Source organism: Nocardia iowensis, from assembly GCF_019222765.1.
GTDB classification, from domain to species: Bacteria; Actinomycetota; Actinomycetes; order Mycobacteriales; family Mycobacteriaceae; genus Nocardia; species Nocardia iowensis.
On record NZ_CP078145.1, the window covers coordinates 7,262,924 to 7,284,327 of the forward strand.

The 21,404-nt window shown below is 63.6% G+C and carries 27 protein-coding genes; 11 read left to right on the plus strand and 16 right to left on the minus strand.

Annotated features, from left to right (window positions below; translation table 11 throughout):
* From KV110_RS33420 to KV110_RS33450, 7 genes are all read right to left on the minus strand, one after another.
* Window positions 1-660 (minus strand): hypothetical protein, encoded by a 660-nt coding sequence (locus KV110_RS33420; RefSeq protein WP_218471146.1) that lies wholly within the window; start codon window positions 658-660, stop codon window positions 1-3.
* A gap of 82 nt (window positions 661-742) precedes the next feature.
* Entirely contained in the window at window positions 743-2,317 is a 1,575-nt protein-coding gene (locus KV110_RS33425) for a phage portal protein (protein WP_218471147.1), read from the minus strand.
* Complete coding sequence (locus tag KV110_RS33430) at window positions 2,307-3,614, minus strand: PBSX family phage terminase large subunit (protein WP_218471148.1); 1,308 nt, start codon at window positions 3,612-3,614, stop codon at window positions 2,307-2,309. The genes KV110_RS33425 and KV110_RS33430 overlap by 11 nt, the downstream gene beginning before the upstream one ends.
* Entirely contained in the window at window positions 3,611-4,234 is a 624-nt protein-coding gene (locus tag KV110_RS33435) for a helix-turn-helix domain-containing protein (RefSeq protein ID WP_218471149.1), read from the minus strand. The genes KV110_RS33430 and KV110_RS33435 overlap by 4 nt, the downstream gene beginning before the upstream one ends.
* Window positions 4,234-4,578 carry a P27 family phage terminase small subunit gene (locus KV110_RS33440; protein ID WP_218471150.1) on the minus strand — a complete coding sequence of 115 codons (345 nt, stop codon included), beginning with the start codon at window positions 4,576-4,578 and terminating at the stop codon, window positions 4,234-4,236. The genes KV110_RS33435 and KV110_RS33440 overlap by 1 nt, the downstream gene beginning before the upstream one ends.
* A gap of 277 nt (window positions 4,579-4,855) precedes the next feature.
* The gene (locus KV110_RS33445; RefSeq protein WP_218471151.1) at window positions 4,856-5,242 is read right to left on the minus strand and encodes a hypothetical protein; all 387 of its coding nucleotides are present in this window, start codon (window positions 5,240-5,242) and stop codon (window positions 4,856-4,858) included.
* Complete coding sequence (locus KV110_RS33450; protein WP_218471152.1) at window positions 5,229-5,945, minus strand: adenine nucleotide alpha hydrolase family protein; 717 nt, start codon at window positions 5,943-5,945, stop codon at window positions 5,229-5,231. Before KV110_RS33450 ends, KV110_RS33445 begins: the two co-directional genes overlap by 14 nt.
* Window positions 5,946-6,567: 622 nt before the next feature.
* Between KV110_RS33450 and KV110_RS33455 the strand changes: the two genes are divergently transcribed.
* The 5 genes from KV110_RS33455 (at window position 6,568) to KV110_RS33475 (ending at window position 9,564) form a co-directional block, all read left to right on the plus strand.
* Window positions 6,568-7,410 (plus strand): hypothetical protein, encoded by an 843-nt coding sequence (locus tag KV110_RS33455; protein WP_218471153.1) that lies wholly within the window; start codon window positions 6,568-6,570, stop codon window positions 7,408-7,410.
* Window positions 7,411-7,507: 97 nt separating this feature from the next.
* Window positions 7,508-8,245, plus strand: coding sequence for a DUF2786 domain-containing protein (locus tag KV110_RS33460; RefSeq protein WP_218471154.1), 738 nt, complete (start codon window positions 7,508-7,510; stop codon window positions 8,243-8,245).
* Window positions 8,246-8,316: 71 nt separating this feature from the next.
* Complete coding sequence (locus tag KV110_RS33465) at window positions 8,317-8,520, plus strand: hypothetical protein (RefSeq protein ID WP_218471155.1); 204 nt, start codon at window positions 8,317-8,319, stop codon at window positions 8,518-8,520.
* Between the two features lie 77 nt (window positions 8,521-8,597).
* Window positions 8,598-8,981 (plus strand): hypothetical protein, encoded by a 384-nt coding sequence (locus KV110_RS33470; protein ID WP_218471156.1) that lies wholly within the window; start codon window positions 8,598-8,600, stop codon window positions 8,979-8,981.
* Window positions 8,982-9,129: 148 nt separating this feature from the next.
* A complete protein-coding gene (locus KV110_RS33475; RefSeq protein ID WP_218471157.1) occupies window positions 9,130-9,564 on the plus strand; it encodes a hypothetical protein in 435 nt (144 codons plus the stop codon).
* A gap of 64 nt (window positions 9,565-9,628) precedes the next feature.
* Here the strand turns inward: KV110_RS33475 and KV110_RS33480 are convergent, their stop codons facing one another.
* Entirely contained in the window at window positions 9,629-10,387 is a 759-nt protein-coding gene (locus KV110_RS33480) for an HD domain-containing protein (RefSeq protein WP_218471158.1), read from the minus strand.
* Window positions 10,388-10,621: 234 nt separating this feature from the next.
* Here KV110_RS33480 and KV110_RS33485 point away from each other — a divergent pair, with 234 nt between their 5' ends.
* Window positions 10,622-11,056, plus strand: coding sequence for a hypothetical protein (locus tag KV110_RS33485; RefSeq protein ID WP_218471159.1), 435 nt, complete (start codon window positions 10,622-10,624; stop codon window positions 11,054-11,056).
* Complete coding sequence (locus KV110_RS33490) at window positions 11,053-11,733, plus strand: hypothetical protein (RefSeq protein ID WP_218471160.1); 681 nt, start codon at window positions 11,053-11,055, stop codon at window positions 11,731-11,733. The genes KV110_RS33485 and KV110_RS33490 overlap by 4 nt, the downstream gene beginning before the upstream one ends.
* 673 nt (window positions 11,734-12,406) lie before the next feature.
* On the opposite strand, the gene KV110_RS33495 is transcribed toward KV110_RS33490, so the two are convergent.
* From KV110_RS33495 to KV110_RS33505, 3 genes are all read right to left on the minus strand, one after another.
* On the minus strand, window positions 12,407-12,784 hold the full coding sequence (locus KV110_RS33495; protein WP_218471161.1) for a hypothetical protein: 378 nt from the start codon (window positions 12,782-12,784) through the stop codon (window positions 12,407-12,409).
* Window positions 12,785-13,020: 236 nt separating this feature from the next.
* Window positions 13,021-13,335 (minus strand): hypothetical protein, encoded by a 315-nt coding sequence (locus KV110_RS41690; protein ID WP_246634143.1) that lies wholly within the window; start codon window positions 13,333-13,335, stop codon window positions 13,021-13,023.
* Between the two features lie 277 nt (window positions 13,336-13,612).
* On the minus strand, window positions 13,613-14,224 hold the full coding sequence (locus KV110_RS33505) for a hypothetical protein (RefSeq protein WP_218471162.1): 612 nt from the start codon (window positions 14,222-14,224) through the stop codon (window positions 13,613-13,615).
* 386 nt (window positions 14,225-14,610) lie between these two features.
* On the opposite strand from KV110_RS33505, the gene sigK reads away from it, so the two are divergent.
* The 4 genes from sigK to KV110_RS33525 all read left to right on the plus strand — a co-directional run bounded on the left by sigK (window position 14,611) and on the right by KV110_RS33525 (window position 18,567).
* Window positions 14,611-15,243: an ECF RNA polymerase sigma factor SigK gene (sigK, locus tag KV110_RS33510; protein WP_218479209.1), complete on the plus strand. Its 633-nt coding sequence runs from the start codon at window positions 14,611-14,613 to the stop codon at window positions 15,241-15,243.
* A 530-nt stretch (window positions 15,244-15,773) separates the two neighbouring features.
* Window positions 15,774-16,892 (plus strand): right-handed parallel beta-helix repeat-containing protein, encoded by a 1,119-nt coding sequence (locus tag KV110_RS33515; RefSeq protein WP_218471163.1) that lies wholly within the window; start codon window positions 15,774-15,776, stop codon window positions 16,890-16,892.
* 322 nt (window positions 16,893-17,214) lie between these two features.
* The gene (locus tag KV110_RS33520) at window positions 17,215-17,457 is read left to right on the plus strand and encodes an amidase family protein (RefSeq protein WP_218471164.1); all 243 of its coding nucleotides are present in this window, start codon (window positions 17,215-17,217) and stop codon (window positions 17,455-17,457) included.
* Window positions 17,458-18,030: 573 nt separating this feature from the next.
* Window positions 18,031-18,567 carry a hypothetical protein gene (locus KV110_RS33525; RefSeq protein WP_218471165.1) on the plus strand — a complete coding sequence of 179 codons (537 nt, stop codon included), beginning with the start codon at window positions 18,031-18,033 and terminating at the stop codon, window positions 18,565-18,567.
* A 326-nt stretch (window positions 18,568-18,893) separates the two neighbouring features.
* On the opposite strand, the gene KV110_RS33530 is transcribed toward KV110_RS33525, so the two are convergent.
* The 5 genes from KV110_RS33530 to KV110_RS33550 all read right to left on the minus strand — a co-directional run bounded on the left by KV110_RS33530 (window position 18,894) and on the right by KV110_RS33550 (window position 21,169).
* Window positions 18,894-19,070, minus strand: a complete 177-nt coding sequence (locus tag KV110_RS33530) for a hypothetical protein (RefSeq protein WP_218471166.1) — start codon at window positions 19,068-19,070, stop codon at window positions 18,894-18,896.
* 11 nt (window positions 19,071-19,081) lie between these two features.
* Window positions 19,082-19,555 (minus strand): hypothetical protein, encoded by a 474-nt coding sequence (locus KV110_RS33535; RefSeq protein ID WP_218471167.1) that lies wholly within the window; start codon window positions 19,553-19,555, stop codon window positions 19,082-19,084.
* A 194-nt stretch (window positions 19,556-19,749) separates the two neighbouring features.
* Window positions 19,750-20,262, minus strand: coding sequence for a hypothetical protein (locus KV110_RS33540; RefSeq protein ID WP_218471168.1), 513 nt, complete (start codon window positions 20,260-20,262; stop codon window positions 19,750-19,752).
* Between the two features lie 64 nt (window positions 20,263-20,326).
* Window positions 20,327-20,803, minus strand: a complete 477-nt coding sequence (locus tag KV110_RS33545; protein WP_218471169.1) for a DNA-directed RNA polymerase subunit beta — start codon at window positions 20,801-20,803, stop codon at window positions 20,327-20,329.
* Window positions 20,804-20,809: 6 nt separating this feature from the next.
* Window positions 20,810-21,169 (minus strand): hypothetical protein, encoded by a 360-nt coding sequence (locus KV110_RS33550; RefSeq protein ID WP_218471170.1) that lies wholly within the window; start codon window positions 21,167-21,169, stop codon window positions 20,810-20,812.
* Window positions 21,170-21,404 lie beyond the last annotated feature (235 nt).

The following is a 21,404-nucleotide window of genomic DNA, read 5'->3' on the forward strand; positions in this document are numbered from 1 at the left end:
CTAGGTGCGCGAGTCGGCGATCGAGTCACGGACTTTGCGGCGGATGGCCTCGATGTCGTCCTCGACGGCAGGTGCGGGTGGGGTGGAGTTGCCTGCGCTGAACTCCCCGCCAGAGCGCTCGACCGGTGGGGTGTTGGCGAGTTTCGGGTTGGTGGCGATGGCGTCGGCGACCAAGGCGTCGACGCGGGTGGTGAAATCGGTTGCGTCCGGGTCGAGTTCGTCGAGGGCACCGAGCCCGCGCAGGTACGGCACGAGCAGCTTGTTATCGCCACGGTGGGTGTCGGCGGCAGCGGCGATGGCGTCTTTGATCCGGTAGTCGCGCAGCCTGCGATCCGAGGTGCTGGCACGGTCGGTGAGTTCGGCGATGACCTGCTCGGGGTCGGTGTTCTCGTCCGCGACCAGGCCAAGAGCGCGTCCGATCTCCTGCACCATGGTGTCGCGTGCTTGCTGGGCCGCTTGGTCGAGGGCGGTCGAGGCATCGGTGCGTGCGCTTTCCAGGTCACGTCGCAGCTCGGCGATCACCGCCCCCAGCTGGATCGGGTCCTGTCCCTCGGCTTCCTCCGGTGCCGGTGGCGTCGGGGTGGGTATGGCGGCCGGAGGCTTATCCGGTTCGATAGGCGGTTCCGCGGGCTCGGCGGGTGGGGTCGGGTCGTCGGACATGGGTTCCTTCCTCAGGGAATGATGGCGCGGGTTCCGAAATGGCGATGTGCCCACCGGATTTCGGGCTGGCAGCTCTTCGCGATCAGTGCGCGAATCGGTCGTGGATTGCAGCGCTGCCGGACAGATGAGGTTGGACTGCCTGACTGCGGGTCCGTTGCTCGACTTCGCTGCGGATGCGGTCGACTTCGTCGTTGATGTCGTCGCCGGACCAGTTCGGGTTGCGTTCTCGCACAGCCTGTTCCAGCGATATCAGGTCCGCGGCTTTGAGTGCGGCGAGCCGTTGGGCGGTCTCGAACGGCGGAAGTTGGGCGCGAACGGGCCAGCGCACTTCGGGGTTGGCTTTGAGTTCGATACGGCTGCCGAAGTGGACGCGGTCGAGTTCGGTGAGGGTGCGTGCGAAGGGCGCGAGTTCGGCTTTCCAGTAGTTGATCTTCTGGTCGCGGGTGGTTTCAGAGAGTTTGTCGCGGGAGTTGACTTCGGTGGCGGTTACCAGCCCGGCGGTGCGGGGGTCACCGAAGGTGGAGGCCGACAGGCCCGCGCCGCGCAGGATGAGTTCGGTGATCTCGGTGGCTGTTTCGCTGTGTTCTTGCCAGCGGATGGCGAATTGCTGCGGAACGATCGGTGGCGCACCGTCTTTGAGGCTGCCCAGGCTCGCTCCGGGCAGCGGGGTGAAGATCGCCTGTTCGGAATCGAACGTCGCGCCTGTGCCTGGGCCTCGCGTGTGGGTGAGCTGCTTGTCCACGAATAGTCGGCTGCGTCCGTGGTCGATATCGCGCATCCACGCCGACCAGGTCTCATCGAGGGCGTCCAGGAGTGGTTCTTGGCCGTCGAGATCCGAACGCCCCAGCTGGGCCAGGCCGGGTGTGTGGCGCCATCCCCGGTTGGGTCGCACGTTGGGCACATACCGGGCGGTGAGAGTGTCGACGCCGGTGGCGATGGCGGCGCTCGAATTGACCAGCGGTGCGGCCCAGGCGGTGTCGGGATGTTCGATGAGCTGGCGGCGCTGTCCGAGCTGGTCGTGTCCGCCTCGGTAGAGGCCGTGGTGGATCCGGCCGGGGGCGTGGTGTTCGAGGTGTCGCCAGACTTCGCCGCTGGTGGTGTCTTCGGCGACGACTTGCCAGAACGTCACACCGGCCAACCGGCCATAACGCCAGCGTGGAATGGCGCAGTCCGCGGCCATGGTGGCGAAGTTGACGTGGTCGCTGATCGAGCGATCCCACCAGGCCCGCAGATACACCCCGCCCAACGCGGAGGCCAGCTCGCCGGCCTCGAGCAAGATGGCGGCGGTATCGGCTCCACCGAGCAGCAACTCGAGGCGGGCTTGGGCGGGTTTGCGGTCTCCGCGTGCGTCGTCTTCACCGATGACGAACCGTGGGGGCTGGGAGAACAGCAGCGCCGAGGAACCCCGTGCCAGGTCCGCGGCGAGGGGGATGTGGAGGCGTTTGGTGGCTTGGGGATTCGGTCGGCCCCAGAAGAAGCGAGCGATGCGGCCGACGAGCCCGCCGGAGAACTGCGCGGGCCGGTAGGCCGGGTAGCGCTGGTAGATGTCGGCGAGGCGGTCGGTGTCCCCGGCGTACCAGGCATCCCACACCTTCATGGCCTTCTGGGAGCCGTCGAACGGTGGTGGCGGCCAGGGGGTGTTGTCTTCAGGCAGCATCGGGTACCTCATCGAATCCGATCAGCGGACGCCAGAGGCGTTCGGTGGTGATGACCGCATACCGCAGGGCGTCGATGCCGTGGTCGTTGACTTTGATGGGTGCGTCCTGGCCTTCCTCGGTGGCGGTGGTCGACCAGGAGTAGCCGGGGATCTCGAGCAGCAGTGCTGGGCAGCGGGTGGAGATGCGAAGTAGGTTGCGGGCGAACAGCATCGCCAGTACGCGTAGTCCGTAGAGGACGTCGTTGTCGGCGGCCGCGGTGTCGATGCCGTCGGAGCGCAGCTGCACTCGCAGCGACGCTGCAGAAGGGTCGGCGATGATGTGCTCAGCGCGCATCCGGACTTGGCGGAGATCCGGTAGGTGGGGCTGGTCGAGCCAGGCGCACAGGTCGGTGGATAATTCGGCGTCGGTCTTGCGTTGGCTCATCGTGGAGGGCTCGTAGCGGTATTCGTCTACCGCGTAGAGCACACCGTCCACGCCGAGGCCCAGCAGCACGGCGTGAGTGGGGTTGGTGGTGCCGTAATCGATGCCGACCGCGATCAACTTCCGCATCAACGGCAATGCGGCCCATTCGACGACGAGGTGCTCGGCCCACGAGTCGAACACGCTGCCGTCCGCGGCAACCCAGTGTCCGAGGATGAAGCGGCGGTACCACAACCCGGAGTACTCGCGCTTGTACTGGAGCTTGCGCTTCTCCGAGAGGGCGGGATTGTCGTCGAGCTCGAAATGCCATGTCCGCCAGTCCGGTAGCAGCAGCTCACTGTCGGCGTCGGTCTTGCCGATGCGGTCGAGGAATTCGCGTTTGAGCCAGTGCACGGGGTTGTCGGGGTTGGTGGAACCGAACAGGCGGGCGTCATCCAGGCTCATCCGGCCCAGCAGCTGGCGGAAGAAGTCGGGGCGGATGACGGTGATCTCATCGACGTAGGCCCCGGCGACGGTCAACCCGCGTAGCGACATTTCGGCTTTGGCGTCGGACGCGCCGAGCATGTAGACACGCCGACCAAGGATTGTCGCGGTCGGCGCACCCATCGTGTAGGACACTCGTCCGGCCAGACGCCCGAACAACGCTGGATCGCGCATGGGTTCGATGACGTTGCGGGCCAGGGATTCTCGGGTGCGACCGACCATGACGAACTGGCCACCGGCCGGTGGGTCGGACAGGAAGATCAGCCAGCACAGGATAGAGGCGATGGTCTTGCCGGAGCGGATCGCGCCTTCCCAGATATTGCAGCGGGCAACCGCTTGCACGATCGACACCGCTTGTTTGCGGGAGATCGGCAATTCATCCAGAAAGCTCACAGTGGCCGCTCCAGCTCGTCGTCCGCACCCAGCGCGCCGACCAGGTCCTCGGCATTTGGTTCGCTAGGGGCCTGGGTGTCGGCGTCGACGGCGGCTTTGAGTTTGCCGAACAGATCCGAGAGCATCGACCGGTCGCTTGCGACGGTGTCGTTGCTTTGGCTGGTCAGCAACTCCGACAAGCTGCGCAACGCCAGCGACAGCGCGGTGTAGCCGTCGCGGACATCACGCAACGGCGGCAACGGGACGGTGACCGGGACCAGGGAGTCCAGGCCGCGTTCGTAGGTGGTGACCGGACTCCACAGCCGTTGATGCAAAGCGGGGATCTGGGCTTCGATCATCTCGGCGAGATCGAGGCGGCGGCGTTTGAGCTGTTCGAGCCGCGCGGCAGTCGCTTCCGCGGTTTGGGATTCATCGAAGCGCAGCTCGAGTTTGCGGGCCCAGTAGGTGATCGTGGCGCGGGTGACGCCGAGGTGCTCGGCGATCTCGTTGCGGCCCTTGCCTTGCGCGTGTAGCTCGATGATGCGTTGCTGATCGTCGGCGGTGATCTTGCCGGGCCGCGATCCGCCATCACGTGCAGCCGCCTGCGAGCGGGGCGGGGCGGTCTTCTTCGGTCGAGCCATCAGAGCCGGAACCGGGCCGCCCAGGCCGCGATCTTGCGGTCAGCGCGATCACGGACCGCACTCATCGGATTGGGCACCGGTGCACCAGAGGCGGCGTCAATGACCAGCAGGCCGGTCTCGCCGAGGATGACAGTGGCCTCCTGGAACTCGGCCAATGCCTCGACATAGCAGGCGAATTCGCCGACATTGGCGGGATTGAGCTCGGTGTGGGGCGCGAGTTGTTCCCACAGCAGCCGGGCCTGCTCGGTCAGCCACGAAGGTGGATCGGTTTTCCACGCCGACACCGACACCGGCTGAGCCGTCCGGCGCAAAGGGACCACCGGGTAGTCCTGGGCGGCGGTCATGGGCTTCTACGCCTCCTCGATGAGATGTGGCGCCGGTGGCCCCGACATAGAGGGGGCCACCGGGCGGTGGGTCAGGGGGAGCCGGATGTCGAGGCCGCACCGCGTGATCCGGCGATACGGCTGCGGGCACGCGCTCCGGCCGCCCGGATGACGGTGCCCAGGCGGCGGCCTGCTGCTGCGAAACGATTCATTCTCTTTCCTCCTTTCCTCGCACATCGATGACGGACATAAGAAAGCCCCGGCAGAGGCTCTGCCGGGGCTCACGGTCTAGGTCAGACTATTGGTTGTCGAGTTCGATACCGAGGATGCGGGCGACCTTCTCACCGTCGAGATATTTATCGCCGAGCTCGATCAGTTCGGCCTTGCGGAGGAATTCATCCTTCTGTTCGCGGGAGCGGAAGCAGATCGCGATCCAGAATTCGGAGTCGTTCATCGCCGCGAACTTCTCGGCCCATTGCTTGCTCGCGCCGGACAAGCCTTTGCCGAGAGCGTTGAGCTCGGCTTTTACATCGGCTTCGAGATCGCCGGTTGACGAGTCACGGACCTCGGCGAGCGGGTCGGGGTGGGGTTGGCGGCGCAATGCTTCGGCGATATCTTCGCGGGAGGCTTTGACTTTGGATTTTCCGGTTTTGAGGATGGCGAGGACTTCGTCAGGGAGCGGCATGCATGACCTCCGCGCGGAAGATTTCGAGATCGGCGAGTGGGAACCATTTCAGTATCGTTTGGTAGTCGTCGGGGTAGTGGGTGCGCAGCGGACCGAGATAGTCGTAGCGGATGCCGTCGATGGAACGTTTGAACATCCGGTAGTCCGGGCTGGGTTCGAGCCCAGAGTTTTTGATTCGTGCCCAGACCTCGCGGGTTTCCCAGTCCCACAGCGGGGACTGGCGTCGGGTGCGGTGTTTGACCGCTCCCCACCGTTTGATCGCCAGCATGCGGGTGGCCGAGTCGGCGGCCCGGACACCGTCGAGGATCCAGGTATCGGGGGCGGCGAACGCCTCCCGCATGAGCTCGTCCCATTCCTCCCGAGTGGGCACCCACAGCTCGGCAGCCTCGATGATCGCGCACCGCTCCGGAGGCTGAAATACCAAGTTGGACAGCATCCGCCAGAACGAGTCGGCTGGCAGGTCGATGATGCGGGTGCCGAAATACTGCTCGTAGCGGTCGAGGTCGGCGCGGATGAACTTCAGACCGGGAACGATGGACTTGTGGATGGGGATCACCTCGATCCCGCGCGCGGCCAGCTCAAGCCACACCGCGAGCGAATCCTTGCCGCGGGAGAAGTTGAGGATCACCGGTTTCCCGGCCTCGGCCAGCCCGTCCAGCAGCTGGGTGGAGGTGGGATATCCGGGCAGGCTGATCACCGGCATCTCCCGGCTCCGGGTTGGTCCGGTCTCCGGCCGGCATTTGGGCAGAGTGGTACTGAATTCAAGGGCAATTCCTCACTGTGCAACCTTCACTGTGCAGCCCCTACAGGTAGGGCTCAGGGGGCAGGTTAGAGGGCACCCAAACAGTCCCAGCACAGCCCCCACAGGAAGCTCTGAGGGCCCTTCTCAGGGCTCAGAAACCCCTGGGGTAATGGTGGGCCACCTGAGTTACCCAGGGCTTCACAGGCCATTGTGGAGCCATTTTCAGGTAATTTGAATTCAGGGCTTGCATAACTGCAATGAGTGTGGATTACTTGGGGCTGGAAGTGCTTTCACAGGCTCCCAATCACCACTGGGTACCTGCCTTGGACCAATGGCAGGGTCGCCCCAACAATCAGCCTATTGGTACGGCTCACTCATATCGTTTTCTGGGTGAATTCGGCATTCCGGTGACAGCGGAGCTATGCCACATTACGGGGGAAGTCGCACGCAGTTTTACCCGCTCGCGTGGCCTCCGCATGCCGTTTGATAACTCCACAGTGAAACTCATGCAAGGCAGGATATTTCTGTCTTTCCGTTTCTGCGGCCCATTCCTACGGCCGCAGTTGTTCAACTGGGAGAATTCATGTCCACTCGCAAGAGCACCCGCACGCGCACCACCGGCCAGCGCAAGGCCGCGCCGACGAAAGCTCAGCCCACCAAGGCCGAGCCGAGGAAGCCCGACCCTGCACCGGAACCGGCCAAGAACGAGCAGAAGCCGTTTTGCGGCACGTGCGGGGCCCGGACCGCGCCGGAGGAGAACGACCCGTTTTTGGGATCGGCTCTGCTCTACGACGATCCGGGATACGCGAACCTGATGGGGGCGATGTTCCTGTGTGGCTGGCAGTCACAGACCTTGCAGAAGGTCGTCGCTGGCCGACCTGCTGTCATCGTCGTCGGGACTCCCGTCGACACCGAGGGCAACGCGCTGAAGAATCGCAAGATCGTCACCGCGACATGGCATCACTTTGTCGGTGATGGATGGGTGCAGTTTGCTTCGCTGTGTGGCTACAGCCGCCCGGACGGTACCGGCTTCCAGACCCGCACCGCTGAGCAGTTGACCGAGTACGTCGGTCGCAACACTGCTCAATGGGTGCTCGCCCCCATCGAGGAAGAGCAACGACCCAAACCCAAGGCAGCGGGAACCCGCAGTGCTGGCAAGACCCGCGCGAAAGCGCAGGCCAAGCCGACACCGACGGAGGGCACCGAGGACAAGCCGGACATGGCCGCCCCGGAACCCACCATCGACCCGGAAGCCAAAGGGCTGCCAGCGGGTTCGACACCCCCGCAGGACGATCCGATCCCCGGTACAGATCAGGAACCGGAGCCCGAAGTGGAGGGTACCGATCCCGGCGACAGCGACCTCCCGGCGGAGGAGGCTGCCGCAGGCGTGGAGGAAGAAGTGATCGACGAAGGTGAGGCCGCCTGAAAATCCGGCCATGCCGGTCGACGGCCCGGTTCGAGACAGTCCTTACCTGCCTCGAACCGGGCCTCACTCATCCAATCAGCTCCGGGAGAGGAACACCATGGAATCCGACCAGGATTCGACATCCACCGAGAAGGTCATGCGGCGGGTTCGAGGGCTTTTCGCCAAGGCGGACGGTACCGACAATCAGGCCGAGGCCGACACGTTCCGGGCGAAAGCCTATGAGCTGCTGGCCAAGCACAACCTCGACGAGATGCGGGTACGTGCCTCCGGCCAGCACAACGTGGCCTCAGCGCGTGACAATCAGATCATCGTCGTGCGTTTCGATATTCCGCTTCGGTACCGCAACGAGCGCATCATGCTGCTCGCGTCGGTAGCCGGTGCCCTGCGCAACCGCGGCGTCGACTGCGGTAATGGGGTTCAGCGGATCATCGGGGTGCGCCGCAACGTCGAACGGGCCAGGTTTCTGTACAGCTTGCTGACGCCGCAGATGCTTTCTGCGACAAGCAAGTACGTGCCAGATGACCCGTTCGATCACGCCGCAGTCGTGCGTGAACGCCAGTCGTTCATGAACGGTTTCGCGGACATGGTTTACCTGCGGCTCTCCGAAGCCGAATCCAACGCTGTCCACGAGGCGGGTGAGGCTGCGGCCGTGGCGATCCAAGAAGACCTGGACCGCACCAACACCGCGTTCGTCAAGAAGTGGCCGAAGACGACCAAAACGTCTCTCGCGCACACTCATAGCGGCGCGGGTTTCAAGGCCGGAGTCCGCAGCGGCAATGCCGCCGATGTCGGGCACACCCGCGTCGGCGGAGGCCGCAAGGCCATCGGCTCATAACCACCCCAGCTCCGGCGACCACCCCCGGGTGGTGGCCGGAGCTATTCCCATCAAACAACAGGAGTGCGGTAGTGAACCCCGGCTTTGTCTTGGTTGGCCTGCGCGAACTGATCGCGCTGTGCAAAAGCGAAGACGAACTGGACGAGATATACGTCGCGGACAAGTCCGCCGACATACGGTCCGAGTTCGTCGATGCCTTCACCGAATTGGACAAGTGGCTCGGCGCTGGCGGGCAGCCCCCGAGTGCGTGGCGAGCTACTGAGATGTCCGGATAACAGTCGGACGGATCAGCCTGCGGCCCAACGCCGCAGGCATCCCCGAAAGAATGGAACACGCAATGAGGGAGGAACCTATGCCCGATTGTGACAGCGGACCCGCGAACTACTGCTCCGGATGGGTTATCCGAGAGCTGTACGTGGACAAGACGTTGCGATACACCGAACTGGTGACCGTGATGTCGATCGCGGGGTGGGAGTTCACCGTCTGTCAACTCGTCGTGGACGGCAACCCGCGGGTCAATCTGCGTGGCGTCCCGGTGACCGAATACGGGCGGGCCCGCTTGGGTCAGCGGGAGATCAGCGCGGTGTGGGAATACCGCTCCGGCGCTTGGGCGGTCGGCGACTACGGGACCGGCTCCCAGGCGATCGGCGGCGGGCTGTTCTTACCCGCCACCACCGACGAGCTCGTCGACATGGTAGCCAACGCCCCGGCGAGCTGGGCGCACACAGACCACTGACCCTCTTCGACCGAACCGATACGGAGCGCCGACCTCGCTAGCACGGGTCGGCGCTCCGTTCTGTACGACACGGACGGTCATCCGCGTCACGCGAAAATGCCTGCGGCAGTTCGCCGCAGGCGCTTGTAGAGAAGAAATGGAGTATGAAATGAGTGAACAACGCACCGGGTGCCGGGAAAGCATCGAGCTGAGCTGCGCCCGTTGTGGGCAGGTCGTGTCCTGCGATGGCCACGACCACACCTCGATCATCACCGAGTTGATCGCTAACAACACCTTCGGCTTCGGTGATCTGGTCTCGGCACTGATGCTGTCGAGCTGGGAGCTCAAGATCGAACCACGCGTCATCGACGGAAATCCCCATGTCTTCTTAACAGGCACTCCGATCGATCAACACGGGCACCGACGCTTCAACAAACACGAGGTGATCGGGATCTGGAGACGCCGACCCACGGGATGGACAAACCGCAAGAGCGCCACCGGCTACCGGCCGACCGGCAGCGGGCAGTTCGAAGCAGCTCCCACCAGCCAACTCGCCCAGTATGTGATCGACAACCCAGCGAGCTGGGTACGCGTAGCACGCTGAACTGCGTGATCGTGTGACACGAGAGCGCCGACCTCGCTAGCACGGGTCGGCGCTCTCGCTGTCTCTACATCTTGCTGGGAAATCCGCTCGCACCAATGAGCAGCGTGAATCCCCACGAGGTCAACCACTCAGTGCGCCCCGCTGGCACTGCGGCCGCTTCGGCCCGCAGCGCCGTGACCATGGTCTGCTCGAACCCCGATCGCGGATGTAACAACAGCAGCTCACGTACCCAGGCGGGGTCGAATTCCGACAGCCGGATACCGAACGTATCCAGCAGTGTCCCAGCGGCGACGAATCCCGCGGGGTCTGACAAATCGGCGCTCACTCCGAAGCTCAGGTGTCCAGCGATGCCCGCCGCGAGATCTTGCGTCCGCTCGACAGTCTCACCGGCCTCCAAGGCGATCTCAATAGCGCGTCGAGCGCTGGTGACAGCGAAACAGCATCCTGCACTGGGGTGTTCGAGCGTGATGCCGTGCAGCAGACATGACACGTAGGCCAATTCGTCGTCGTAGTCCGCGCCGTCCACCGACGCGAGTACGCGGGCAAACCAGTAGCTGCGATAGGCGTGTTCGAGCATCGGCGCTGAGAGCACCGCCCGTGCCTCGTGTTCGGCCCGTCGGGCGAGCGCGGTGTCAGGTAGTCGGGCGTCGGCGAGTTCGAGTTGGGCTGGCCCGTGGTGGCCAGTGCGTGCCCGGACCACGTCGATGACTAGATCCGGCAGCTTGCCGAGCATCACCCACATCAGCCGAACGCGTTGCGCGGTAGTCAGTTTCCCGCAGGTGTTCTGCGCCCACGCCCAGTCGAGCCCCGCTGGAGCAGCCATCCACGCCTCCTGAAGGTAGTGAGGGTTGCCCCCGCGCACGACGTCGGGCGACGGATTCATCGGAGTCTCGAGCTCCAGCCAGCCCGTGCCATCCGTGTTCGGGTGGCGTTTTCGATTCCTGCTGCACCGCAGCAGGTTCCACACACCTACGGGTGTGTGGGCCGGGTCCCGGCCAGCTAGCACCTGGCCGGGCCTCGGTTTCTGGTTCACCAACCATCTACGGGAGACACAACAATGAGTGACCCCTGCATCGTGGGCAGGCTCGGCGGCGAGAAAGCCACCGGCGTCTACATCCACATCGATGGCGCCCCGCAAGCGATGCTTCCCCGCCTCGGGCAACTGCTAGCCCGTGACGGAACCGAAAAGGTCCTGACCACGCTCGCGCGCCGACACTACGGATGGGCCTACCTGTGGCCCGAGTTCGATGAAGGCGACGCCGAAACCAACCTCGATCTGCCGCTCTACAAGGGCAAGGTGATTCCCGGATACGGGTTCTGCTACACCATCGGGCCGCTTGTGCACGGGTTGACACTCAACAATGCCCGCGTCCATCCGCTGATCGGATGGGCGTATTTCATCGATGCTGCGGGCGGGGATATCCACTGGTGGGACACCCGGCCCGGAGCGCCCGCTACCGGACATGTCGCCACTGTGTGGGGGCGGGCATGATCGGACAGCGGTTGCCGGGCGGGGTGTGGAGGCGCGATCGGATCACCGGCGGCTGGCGGTACTGGGTGACCGAATATCGCGGCTACAGCGAGCCAGGTGCGTTTCGCATCAACATCACCGCCGCGATCAGGTCTATGACCTGGTATCCGCCATCGGGGGTCGGGATGCCAATGTCACCGCGCCTCGGCCTGCAAGAGATCTGCCGTCAGCGCGAATTGAAGATGGTCGCGGGCCTGGGAGTCAGTTCGACACCGCTGGAATACCCCGAGGACCCGCACATCCCCGCCTATCTCGATCAGAGTCACGACCCGATTTGGGCAACCTACTCCCTGATAGCGATCAAGCAGTTGATCCACAGGGGCTGGCTGACCTCCTACTTCCTCGATAGAGGCGTCGAGATCGGTGGTGTCGCACTAGATTTCGTGCGGGAAGCCAGGCCCGAAAGGCTGAGCGTGATGTGTGCGCTCAACCGGCACGAGGAATGCACCGGCTTGGCCTGGACGCGGCGGTGGCTGCTGGTCCCCCAGCGGACACCATGCGTGTGCGTCTGCGGATGTCGATCACCACGGCGTGGCGGCGGAGAGCGACCCGGGGACGCGGCCGAGGAAGTCGAGGATCTGAAGCCAAATGACGAGGTGGGGGCCATAACTCATGAGGAACCTCCGAATGAGGAGTAGCTGAATGTAGGAACGACAGAACCCCCGAGATCTATCAGGGGGCGATAGAGGTCCTCGGGGGTTCTGTTGTGAAAACGCCAGTGGTGGAAGGGGGTTGGCACACTACTGGCGCGAAATTGACGCTAGCTGTCCACAATCACTCTGCGCAATAGCCCCGAATCTGGTTGTCCACCAGATGGATTAGCTGCGGGCGTGTTGTGCCCGTACACCTACGATTCGTGCATTGAGCGGCTGGCTTGACGGTCACTGCCCGGGGCAGGGAGGACGGACTGGTGATTGTCGTGACGGACGCTTTGACTGGGCGGATCTGTCCGAGGGGCAGCGGCGACCTGCCGCGCGGCTGGCTAACACTTCCAGCCTTGGCCACTCCTGGCAGCCAGGATCCGCGCCGCGGTAGCCGCCTACGACAAGGCGTTGACCACACCCGAAGGACGGGACCGATCCGACTAACCGACTACCGGCCAGCACAGCCTCCAGTGTTGGCCGGTAGTCGACGCGGTGACTCTGTTCGTCCATCCTGACCGCAGTTGTTCAGTAATACGCACAGCACTCGCGTTCCGCGGCGAGGCGATGCTCACGAATGATGACAGCGGAGCGTCGTGCCGTCCTCTGTTTGGCCAGCGTTGGGGCGGAGCGGAGAATCCTCCCCGCCACCAACGGTCCTGTTTAAACCTTAGGACGGGGTGCCACTCGGAGCCTTCTTGACCAGCTCCATGTAGATTCTGAAATCGGACTCCTGGAGCACCTGACAAGCAGAAGAATCGATATCGCCGGATTTTATATCCTGCTCGCAAAGTGGCTTATACAATTCTGCTTGCTCCTTTTTGAATTTCTCTTCTTCTTCTGCAGCTTGCCGTTGTTTATCGGCAGATTCTTGTTGCTTCTTTTTTGCCTCACCCATGCAGGTTTTGAATTCGTCATAACTTTCCTTTTGGGAACATTCGATGACGTCCCCGGTGGCGGCGCCGGCCGGGCCAGCGGTGATAAGGCCAGCCGAGACCGCTATCGCGAATGCCGCGAGTGCTCCGCGCGTGTAATTTCGGACTTTCATCCTGCTCCTTGCCGTCGAGGGATTCGGACACCGGCTGCACCGCAGCCTCGACAAGCATTCGTTCCAGCTGGCAGGAAGGATGGATACCGATCTTGCTACCCACTCGCCAGGCCAACGCGCTGCGGCGTCCCACCGTGATTCACTAACGACCGACGCCACAGTTCGCGGACAACGCCAACACGGTCAACACCACGGCGCGATGGTCCGTCCTCGGTTGCGCACTCGAAGGCCGCGCGCTACTCCGCTTCGTCGGCGGGAACCAAGGGTGCGAAGTCAGTCCAGAACGGGTAGATGCCAGGTCTCGGTTCGCCGACGGCCTCGACACGTGCATGGGGCCGGTCTGGGTCGGCATCGATTTCCAGCACAGTGGGGTCGCGTGGGCAGCCTGTTCGCGGAGTCGTTCGAGGCTCACTAGTTTGGCGGCGGGCCGCGTTCAGGTTGACTTGCAGGCCTTCGACCTCACCGGTCCAGCCATTGGCTTTAGCCTCGGCGATGCGGTCGCGCAGATTCGCCACGATCTCGGCGAGGCGGTCGCGGCCCCACTGGCCCACGCGTCGTAGCAGGCGTCGGATGCGTTCTGCATCAGCGCCGCAACCGGCCTACCGAGATATTCGACACCGCAGCCGCTACGGATGGGCCAGCACCACAGGCCCGCTCCGGGCCGTCTCCGACCGGTAAGGCCGCGCGCCTATTGCTCAGACTTCGCGTTCGGGTCACCTATCGGCTCCTCGAAGCCAGCATTTGGCCAGCGAGGCTCGTCGTCGCTAAAGACTCGGCGCACTCGGGAAGAGCTCGATGTATGGGGAAATGTCAGCGGTCCGAACGTGGCTACACGGTGGGCTTGACGCCTTGGCGCTGTTGTTCTTTGCGCAGCAATTCTTGCATCCCGTCCATTTTTTTCTTGTACAGCTCCTTGATCTTTTCCTCGCTGACCGTCCCCTCGTCGAGCATGTCTGGTTTGAACCCCGTCGCATACCACTCTTTAAGCTGCTTTATGCCAGTGTTCCATTCGCGTCGGAAGTCGGCGTTCTCACAGTAGTGATATCGGACCGTGCGCAACTTGTCGGCATATGTTTCGAGCGCGAGTGGTGCGAACCCTTTCGTTGGGTCGAAGATTACCTCCATCTCCGCCTTTCGTGGGTTTGTCGAAAAGTTGAGCGGAGAGAGGTCGAACCACTTGTCATACCACTCGATGATTCCCTTGTCGCTGAACTGCTTCCGCGCGGCCTCTGTATCCCTCGGGTCAACGGGTGTGGATCCGTCGGTCTTGCAGAAAGTGTCGGCGATCTTCTTCCAGGTTTCGAAGTCTTCGTTGAACTGATCGTCTTCTGCTGCGGCGTCGGTCTGTGCTGCTGCTTTGTCCTGGTTCTCCGGTGGCCCCGGTGGCTCCGCGTGCGCGATGCCGGCCAGTAGCGTCAGCGCGGCACCGATATTCACCACGACAACCGCTACTTTGTACCTTTTCCCAATGCGCGGAATGGTTCTCTCCTTCAACGTGAGTCGATATGCGGGTCGGACCGAGCGTGTGAGGTTGCTCTGCAACGCCGCGCGGCAGCTCTGGCGGTTGCCGCAACGTCGAACCTGATTCGTTGCTGCCACGGCGTTGGATGGGTACCGGCCGATCCGCAATGGAGTCTCAACGAGGATTTGTCTGCATCCGCTGGATAGGGTGCCGCGTCTTGGACGCCGGTCGCTGCCAGGCGCAGTATCCGATAGGGAGTCGATGGGCCGGGTGTCGTCGGGGGTGAGCAGCCGCTTCCTTGCATGCGGTCGTAGCGGGCCGCTACTGTCGGCGGCCACATGACTGAGGACATCGGGCGGTGAGGATGGGGCCGCCGACCACACACCGAGACTTCTTCAACCGAGAGGGTTTTGCGCCGAGCACCGATGGTGAGGTTACTGCTCGCTGCACCGAAAGCGCCGAACTCGCCACGCTATTGGAGCAGTGCGGCCAGTCGAACCCGCAGGCCTTCGCCGAGTTCTATGACCGGACGTGCGCGCGTGTGTTCGGACTGGTGCTGCGTGTGGTGTGTGACCGCGGATACGCCGAGGACATCACCCAAGAGGTGTACCTGCAAGTGTGGCGGACCGCGGCGGGTTTCGACCCGGGGAAAGGGTCGGCGTTGACGTGGTTGATGATGCTGGCGCACCGGCGTGCGGTCGACCGGGTCCGCACCGAACGCGCGTGTCTTCAACGCGAATTCGACTACGGCATCAGGGTCCTCGGACGTGAATTCGATGAAGTCGCCGAGCAGGTCGAGCACCAGCTCGAACAACAGGCCGTGCTCGCCGGTCTGGCCAGCTTGACCCTGGTGCAGCGCCAAGCCATCACCCTGGCCTACTACGACGGGCGCACCTATGCCGAGGTAGCGCACTACCTCGGCATAGGGTTACCGACCGTCAAGTCCCGCATCCGGCAAGGACTGATCCGATTGAAAACACGACTCGCGGACGCGTGAGCGGCTCTGCTGGCGCGCCGATGAAGCAGGCCGATCCATCCGCGATGCAGGGCAATCCAACCACGTCCCGATTCCGAATCCCCTTGTGGTACATCATTTCGCTGAGCAACCCAGGGTGTACTAGGTCGGATACGAGCGTCGCCGAAGCACGGGGACACCCGCTCCTGCGTGCTTCGGCGACGCGCCCGGCTACCGACTCCCCCCGCCGCCACCTTCGCCACCGGCGCCAACTTCGCCGACCCCTCCTTCGCCTACACCTACGCCCCCCAGACCGCCGCTGCTGCCGCCTACGGCGGGCTCGGTGGCGCGGAGGCAAGGTTCGCGGACGCCAGCCGAGCGGTTCGGGCTACGCCTGCTGGGCTAAGACCGGTTAGTTCAGGACTGGTCACCGGTACAGCCCCCTGAGCTGTGATCACACCGCCCCCTGAAGGTTGTCTCGATCCTTCTCGGTCGCCGTGCCGAATACCTCTTAGTCGGGTGCCTAGCGCGCGGGACGCCAGGGACACAATCCAGTATCGAAGGAGAGTTTTGTGGCGAGGAATCCAGCAGGTCGTTTGCTGATGGTAGGTTGCATCGCGGCGTTGGGGGCCACGCTGGTTACAGCGGGGTCCCATCCAGCATCTGCGATCCCCACCGATTCATCGTCATCGCCTTGTCCCACTGATGCCCCTGCCGATGGCGGCACACCGCTGACCGAAGCTGGAATCAGCGATTTGATCAACAAGGCGAACGAAGGTGGGGACAACGTCGAAACGTCCCTGCAAACTCCGGAAGCCGGGTGCACGATCCACCTCACCGCAGCGTGGCCGATCCTTACCGGAAAGCTGAGCTTGACCGCCACATCCGGTCCACTGACCATTGACGCCAGCGAGTCCCCCGGTTCAGGATCCGGAGCTAAAGGCATTTTCGTTTTGGAAAAAGGTGGCGATCTCCATCTTTCCAATTTCATCTTGACCAAGAGCGTAGAATCGGCAATATTCAGTTTAGAGGGTTCAGTGACCGTAAGCAACTCCATAATCAAAGAAAACGGTGAACACGGCATCCAGGTCAGTCGCACGAAACTCACCGTTGACGATACCGCGATAATCAATAATCAGAAAAAGGGCGTCAGGGGAAACGATCGCGACGTCATTACACTGAAAGGCAGCACTGTATCAGGGAATGCTGGCGGGATACAAATGGGAGATGGTGTGGGCGCTCTTACTGTCACGGACAGTGAAATCAGCAACAACACGAATCCAAAGGGAGACGGTGGCGGAGTGATGCTCAAAGCCAGCGATATGAAGATGACGAACTCGACGATAAGTAAGAACACCGCAGGTTCACCGACCGCGGAGGCGGCCTACGGCGGAGGGATCAGTGCGTTCCAAGCCGATATTGCGATGGAGAACAGCACGGTAAGTGATAACGTCGTTCGCAGTATCAAGAGGAGCAAGGGTGGCGGCATCAGTATGGGCAGTGGGAAGTTGACATTGACCGACAGCAAGGTCACCGGCAACGACGCGAACGCGAGCCAAGGGATCGAAAGTACCTTCGGTGGCGGCATCGACAACCGTGAGGCAGCCCTCACCATCCAAGGCGACAGTGAGATCACCGACAATTCGCCCAACAACTGCGAGAAAGAAGTACCTGGGTGCAGCAATAAGTAAGTCAGTTGTTGGTCGACAGTTTTCTGATCGCCGACTGCGAGCCGTTCATGGTCTATTTCCTAATCATCGACGGTCTGGTCGATCACACGATCGACAGCACATCCACGGTGAGTGGTCGCGAATACACGCTGGGAATCTGCTGTGCCCGGCCAGCCCCCTGCGCTGGGTACGACAGTCTGGACCCACCGGGCCGCTGCTGCGCGAGTACTACACCGGCCGCCGGTCGCTCCGTCGATCGGGAGCAGGCCCGCGAGGCCGACCGCCGACCCACATCCGGTCATGCACCCGCGTTGTGTTCCAGGGGGTTCAAGGACATGTATGCGTGAACAAGGTCGCGGCCGGTGACTCGACAGCGTACAGCCGGATGAAGGCGGTGGGCACCCTGCTGCGCGGTCATGTGCACTGCTATCAGATGGCGATCGGCCCTCTCACCGAGCAAACCAACAGCAAACAGCCAACCCCGTGGGGTCCGAGCAAGATGCCCGGCGGGTCGTCCGGCGGGTCCGCCGCCGCAGTGGCCGCGCGCTTCACCACGGCCTCGTTCGGCCCGAGACCGCCGGGCTGAGGACGACACCGTCCAGTCGTCCGGCCACAAGTCGGTTCGGTTATACCGATGCAACGACACATACTCGGCAATACCGGACGTTCTGCGGTGCAGTCGATCTCGCCCGAACAGAACGCCCTCGCAGCGGCAGATGCGGACGTTCGCCAGGACACAGAATCGGCGCTGCCGAGAAGGTGACCTACCCGGCACCTCCTCGGCAGCTCGTATCCGAACCGGCACACCGTGATCGGACGTCACCGCGTAACACGACACAATTCGGTGCCGACCGCCCTATGGATGGGCCAGCCGGCATCCACGACAAGCCGGAAGCGGTCAGATGCAAATGTTCGGTCCGCCGTTCGAACGCGGCGCGACATCCAGCCCTCCGAGTTGGCTTCTATCCGCCGTGCGGGGCAGTGACCAAACCAACCGCCGACCTGCCACGGTGGCTGTTCGGATCTGTCCGGTGTGACCGATCCGTGGCGGCTGTGGTGACGAATATGTCGGTGGGCCGGTTGTGTTGCTGGTGTGATCGGCCGGAGTCCTCGTCCTTGGTCCTTGTCGTGGGAGGTCGGTATGGAAGGTCGTTTGCGAGTGGTGGGGTCGCTGGTGGCTGTGGTGATGGTGTGTGCTGGGGCTGGGGCGGCGGCTCCCGCGTATGCCCAGCCCAAGTCGCCGTGGAGCGGCAAATGTACTGGTGAGAACGCCGAGGTGGCGGCGGAGAAGCCGTTTATCATTCAAGCCTGCCAACGCGCCTTCAGCGCCGCCGCTCGCGCTGGCGCCGCCGCCGAAGCCGCCCCCGACGCCGCCGCCGAAGCCGCCGACGGCGCCGCCGATGCCGCCACCCGCGCTGACGCCGCCTACGCCGATGCCGCCGCCGACGCCGACACCATCGCCACCTACGACGCCGCCCGCGCCGTTCGCTTGGCCGTCCTGATCGACGCGGACGTCGACGAGGGCGTCCACGACGCCGCTGCCGCTGCTGAGGCCGCTGCTGAGGCCGCTGGGAAGAAGCCTACGGATAGGGCGCTGGCCAATAAGGCGGCCGAGGCTGAGGAGAAGGCTGTGAAAACGTCGAAGAAGGCTTTCGGGGGTCCGGAGCCGGTGACGATTCCGAAAATTACCTCGTAGGAGTGTTGGTGGGCCGTCTCGGGGTGCGGGTTGTTTTGTCGGCGACACACCCGTATCTCGGGCCCCGGGCGGGGGCGTCGATCCGGTCAGCCTGGGCGCGACAGCGCGCTGTGCTGTCAGCCGCTGACCATGGGGCGGGCCGCCGACCGATATGGACGACCGCGTTTGAGGCGAGGTGCACCGACGGATGACCGCCGAACAGCAGGCCCTCGTTGGACGGTGGTCGACGCGGTAAACACCGCGCGGCCGAGGTGTTGACCAGCACCAGGGACACGAACGCCCCGACCCTATGACAGGCCGGGGCGCACTTGGCATTTCAGTTCGGTTCAATGGTCGCCATAGCGTCGCGGACCGGACGCCGCGGCGGCTAGTTCGGTTGCCGCCTTTTGCAGCGACACCGCCGCCGGATGCTCGGCACCGAGCAGAGCGGCTGCTTCCTCGTAGATCGGTTGGATCTTGTCCCGCAGTTCTCTGGACTTGCTCACGTCGATAGGGTCCGGCACCAGAGTTCCTTTCATCGGCTCGGGCATTGGCTGGTCGATACTTCGCGCGTCCCAGAGCGGTCGCTGAACACGAACGGGTTTCCGCCCAGCTTGCCCGCCACGCTCATAGTGACACGCCAGGTTCCCGCGTAACAGGCTGCGCTCACCTCATACGACCGGAAGTTCGGCGGCCCCGGCGGGATCGCCGGATCGGTGATGTAGGCGGCGTTCACCCACTTACCGCCCTGCTGGTATTCCAGCGCGAGGGTCAGGATGTGCTCGTCGGGCGGTACATCGCACTGCGCGACGCCGTTACCCGTGATCTTCGGCGGGTACACCGAGGGCCGACTGTAGGTGAACTCGAACCCGCAAGACTTGGCGGAGACGAACGTTGCTGGTGGACTTGCGTATGCCGGAGCGATCGCTCCGGCGGAACCACCAGCGAAGGCGATGGCCGTCGCGATGATGGCAGTGGTCGAACGTGTGCAGGTGAGTGTGTTTCGCATGATTCCCCCCAAAGGAATCTCGGCGTGTTCAGACACGTTGGTGTCCGTCTGCTCGGATAACGCCAGGTGGCTGCGCTGCTCCCTGGCGCGACTTGAATGTGTTCCCGCCGGTCGGGGAAGGCCGTCCGAGATACGTTGGTATGGCGGCTAATTGGCAGGCGGTGCCCGCGCGCCGTTGCCTGTGCGCGTCCGTGTCATGGGCGCGGGAGGTTGGAGCGGTACATAAACCCCACCAGGATCGCCCCCAGCGCGGAAACTGCGGTGACGATAGCCGCGGCCAGAACGCTGCCGTCATTGTGGCCGGTGGCGGTCATAATCAGCGTGCCTGCGGGGACCAGTGTCAGCACGCACGCCAGTACGAACGATGCTCGCCACAATCGGACGTGCCAGGAGGGAGTCTGCGGGCGGGGGAGTTGTGTGTGCTCGGGGGTGTCGCTCACGCTGATCGGGTCGACCTCGATCGTTGGGGGCGTGTCTTCCTCGCCCGGTCTGCAAACCCAGCCGTCCTCGTCCACCACGCAGAGCGACCCATCTGACAAGTGGGTTTTCGGGCGACCGTCCAGCGGCGCGATGCGGAGCTTGGTCAGGGTGTCGTCGTTGAATTCGGCCAGGAGGCGGCGCACTGACGGCGCGATCTCGTTCGGACGGCGGGAGACGATTTCACCCAGCCCGCCCTCTACGACGAGGATCGCGTCAAGGTGCTGCACGACTGACTCCTGTTTCGCGCGTAGCTCGCGATCCGCCCTGCTTCGCCCGATGCGTGTCATGTGTTCACCGCCTCAGCGGCGATATGCAGGCACGAACCGCGTCTAAGACCTCGGTGCCTGATGGCCGGTATCCGTCGCTGGGCTCGTTCACCCACTCTCGGTAGCCCAGCAGCGAATCGAACGGTGAAGGCAACGCGACATCGGCCCCGATGGGAACGACAGAGACGTTGTGGCGGAACAACTCTGCGAACAGCGCAACGGCGTCGGGGATGTTCGGACACACGAGAAAGGTCCATCTTTTCGAGCGTGGGTGCGAAACGATCGGCCCAACCCGGCCATTGGGTTGCGCCAGCATGTGCGCCTTGACCAGTGCACCGAGGTGCGCGGGCATCGTGATCGCGCCGACGCTTCCCACCGTGAACTCGATCCGTGCGAACTCGGGCCGCACACGGGCAGGCAACCCGCACGTGACTTGATAGAACCTGCGCTGCGACTCCAAGGCAGCGGCGCGCTTGTGAGGGAGGAGTTCGGTGTTCTCCATGCCGGATCACTCGGTCCCGGCCGTTGGTTGTCGCGGGCCGGAATCCGGTTCGACCATGCGAGCTTTCAGCTCAGCAAGGCCATCCACGCGCGGCAGTTCCGCGATCTTCTCCCGGACTTCGCTGGTGATCCAGCCGCCGTTTTCCATCTCCACGAGTAGTCCGGCGAACTCTTCGAGTGTGGGCGTGTTCGCCTCGTAGAACAGGATCTTGCCGGTTACCCCGTCTGCCAGCCTGGGCGGCGGTGGCCCGTCGGCCGAGAACTGGGCGACCTGCTCCGGGGTACCGAATTGCTCAAGGTGAAACAGCTGTCCGAAATAGATCTGCTGTGGCGTCGCGTCGTCGCCCTCGTCGTCGTTCAAACCCATCGCCTGCGCCTCCTGGTCGCTCGATTGGCTTGCACCCGACGCCGGTGCCTTCGCTATCAATGGGCGGCTCAATGCTGCTGATGAACTGATCGCCCGGCGTCGGATGCCTAGATCAAGGACACGCCGAGTGGTTGCTCCGGCGTAAGGCGTGCACGCCGGGCGGGTGTGTGCAGAGGGGGTGTGCACGGTAGTGAAGTCATGGCGTAGCAGGTATTTCGCGTGCCACACTGCTGAG

Excerpts from the sequence above, each read along its gene's own strand:
- KV110_RS33420 (WP_218471146.1), bottom strand. The coding sequence starts at position 660 with ATGTCCGACGACCCGACCCCACCCGCCGAGCCCGCGGAACCGCCTATC.
- KV110_RS33425 (WP_218471147.1), bottom strand. The coding sequence starts at position 2,317 with ATGCTGCCTGAAGACAACACCCCCTGGCCGCCACCACCGTTCGACGGC.
- KV110_RS33435 (WP_218471149.1), bottom strand. The coding sequence starts at position 4,234 with ATGGCTCGACCGAAGAAGACCGCCCCGCCCCGCTCGCAGGCGGCTGCA.
- KV110_RS33440 (WP_218471150.1), bottom strand. The coding sequence starts at position 4,578 with ATGACCGCCGCCCAGGACTACCCGGTGGTCCCTTTGCGCCGGACGGCT.
- KV110_RS33445 (WP_218471151.1), bottom strand. The coding sequence starts at position 5,242 with ATGCCGCTCCCTGACGAAGTCCTCGCCATCCTCAAAACCGGAAAATCC.
- KV110_RS33450 (WP_218471152.1), bottom strand. The coding sequence starts at position 5,945 with ATGCCGGTGATCAGCCTGCCCGGATATCCCACCTCCACCCAGCTGCTG.
- KV110_RS33455 (WP_218471153.1), top strand. The coding sequence starts at position 6,568 with ATGTCCACTCGCAAGAGCACCCGCACGCGCACCACCGGCCAGCGCAAG.
- KV110_RS33460 (WP_218471154.1), top strand. The coding sequence starts at position 7,508 with ATGGAATCCGACCAGGATTCGACATCCACCGAGAAGGTCATGCGGCGG.
- KV110_RS33470 (WP_218471156.1), top strand. The coding sequence starts at position 8,598 with ATGCCCGATTGTGACAGCGGACCCGCGAACTACTGCTCCGGATGGGTT.
- KV110_RS33475 (WP_218471157.1), top strand. The coding sequence starts at position 9,130 with ATGAGTGAACAACGCACCGGGTGCCGGGAAAGCATCGAGCTGAGCTGC.
- KV110_RS33480 (WP_218471158.1), bottom strand. The coding sequence starts at position 10,387 with ATGGCTGCTCCAGCGGGGCTCGACTGGGCGTGGGCGCAGAACACCTGC.
- KV110_RS33485 (WP_218471159.1), top strand. The coding sequence starts at position 10,622 with ATGAGTGACCCCTGCATCGTGGGCAGGCTCGGCGGCGAGAAAGCCACC.
- KV110_RS33490 (WP_218471160.1), top strand. The coding sequence starts at position 11,053 with ATGATCGGACAGCGGTTGCCGGGCGGGGTGTGGAGGCGCGATCGGATC.
- KV110_RS33495 (WP_218471161.1), bottom strand. The coding sequence starts at position 12,784 with ATGAAAGTCCGAAATTACACGCGCGGAGCACTCGCGGCATTCGCGATA.
- sigK (WP_218479209.1), top strand. The coding sequence starts at position 14,611 with ATGGGGCCGCCGACCACACACCGAGACTTCTTCAACCGAGAGGGTTTT.
- KV110_RS33535 (WP_218471167.1), bottom strand. The coding sequence starts at position 19,555 with ATGCGAAACACACTCACCTGCACACGTTCGACCACTGCCATCATCGCG.
- KV110_RS33545 (WP_218471169.1), bottom strand. The coding sequence starts at position 20,803 with ATGGAGAACACCGAACTCCTCCCTCACAAGCGCGCCGCTGCCTTGGAG.
- KV110_RS33550 (WP_218471170.1), bottom strand. The coding sequence starts at position 21,169 with ATGGGTTTGAACGACGACGAGGGCGACGACGCGACGCCACAGCAGATC.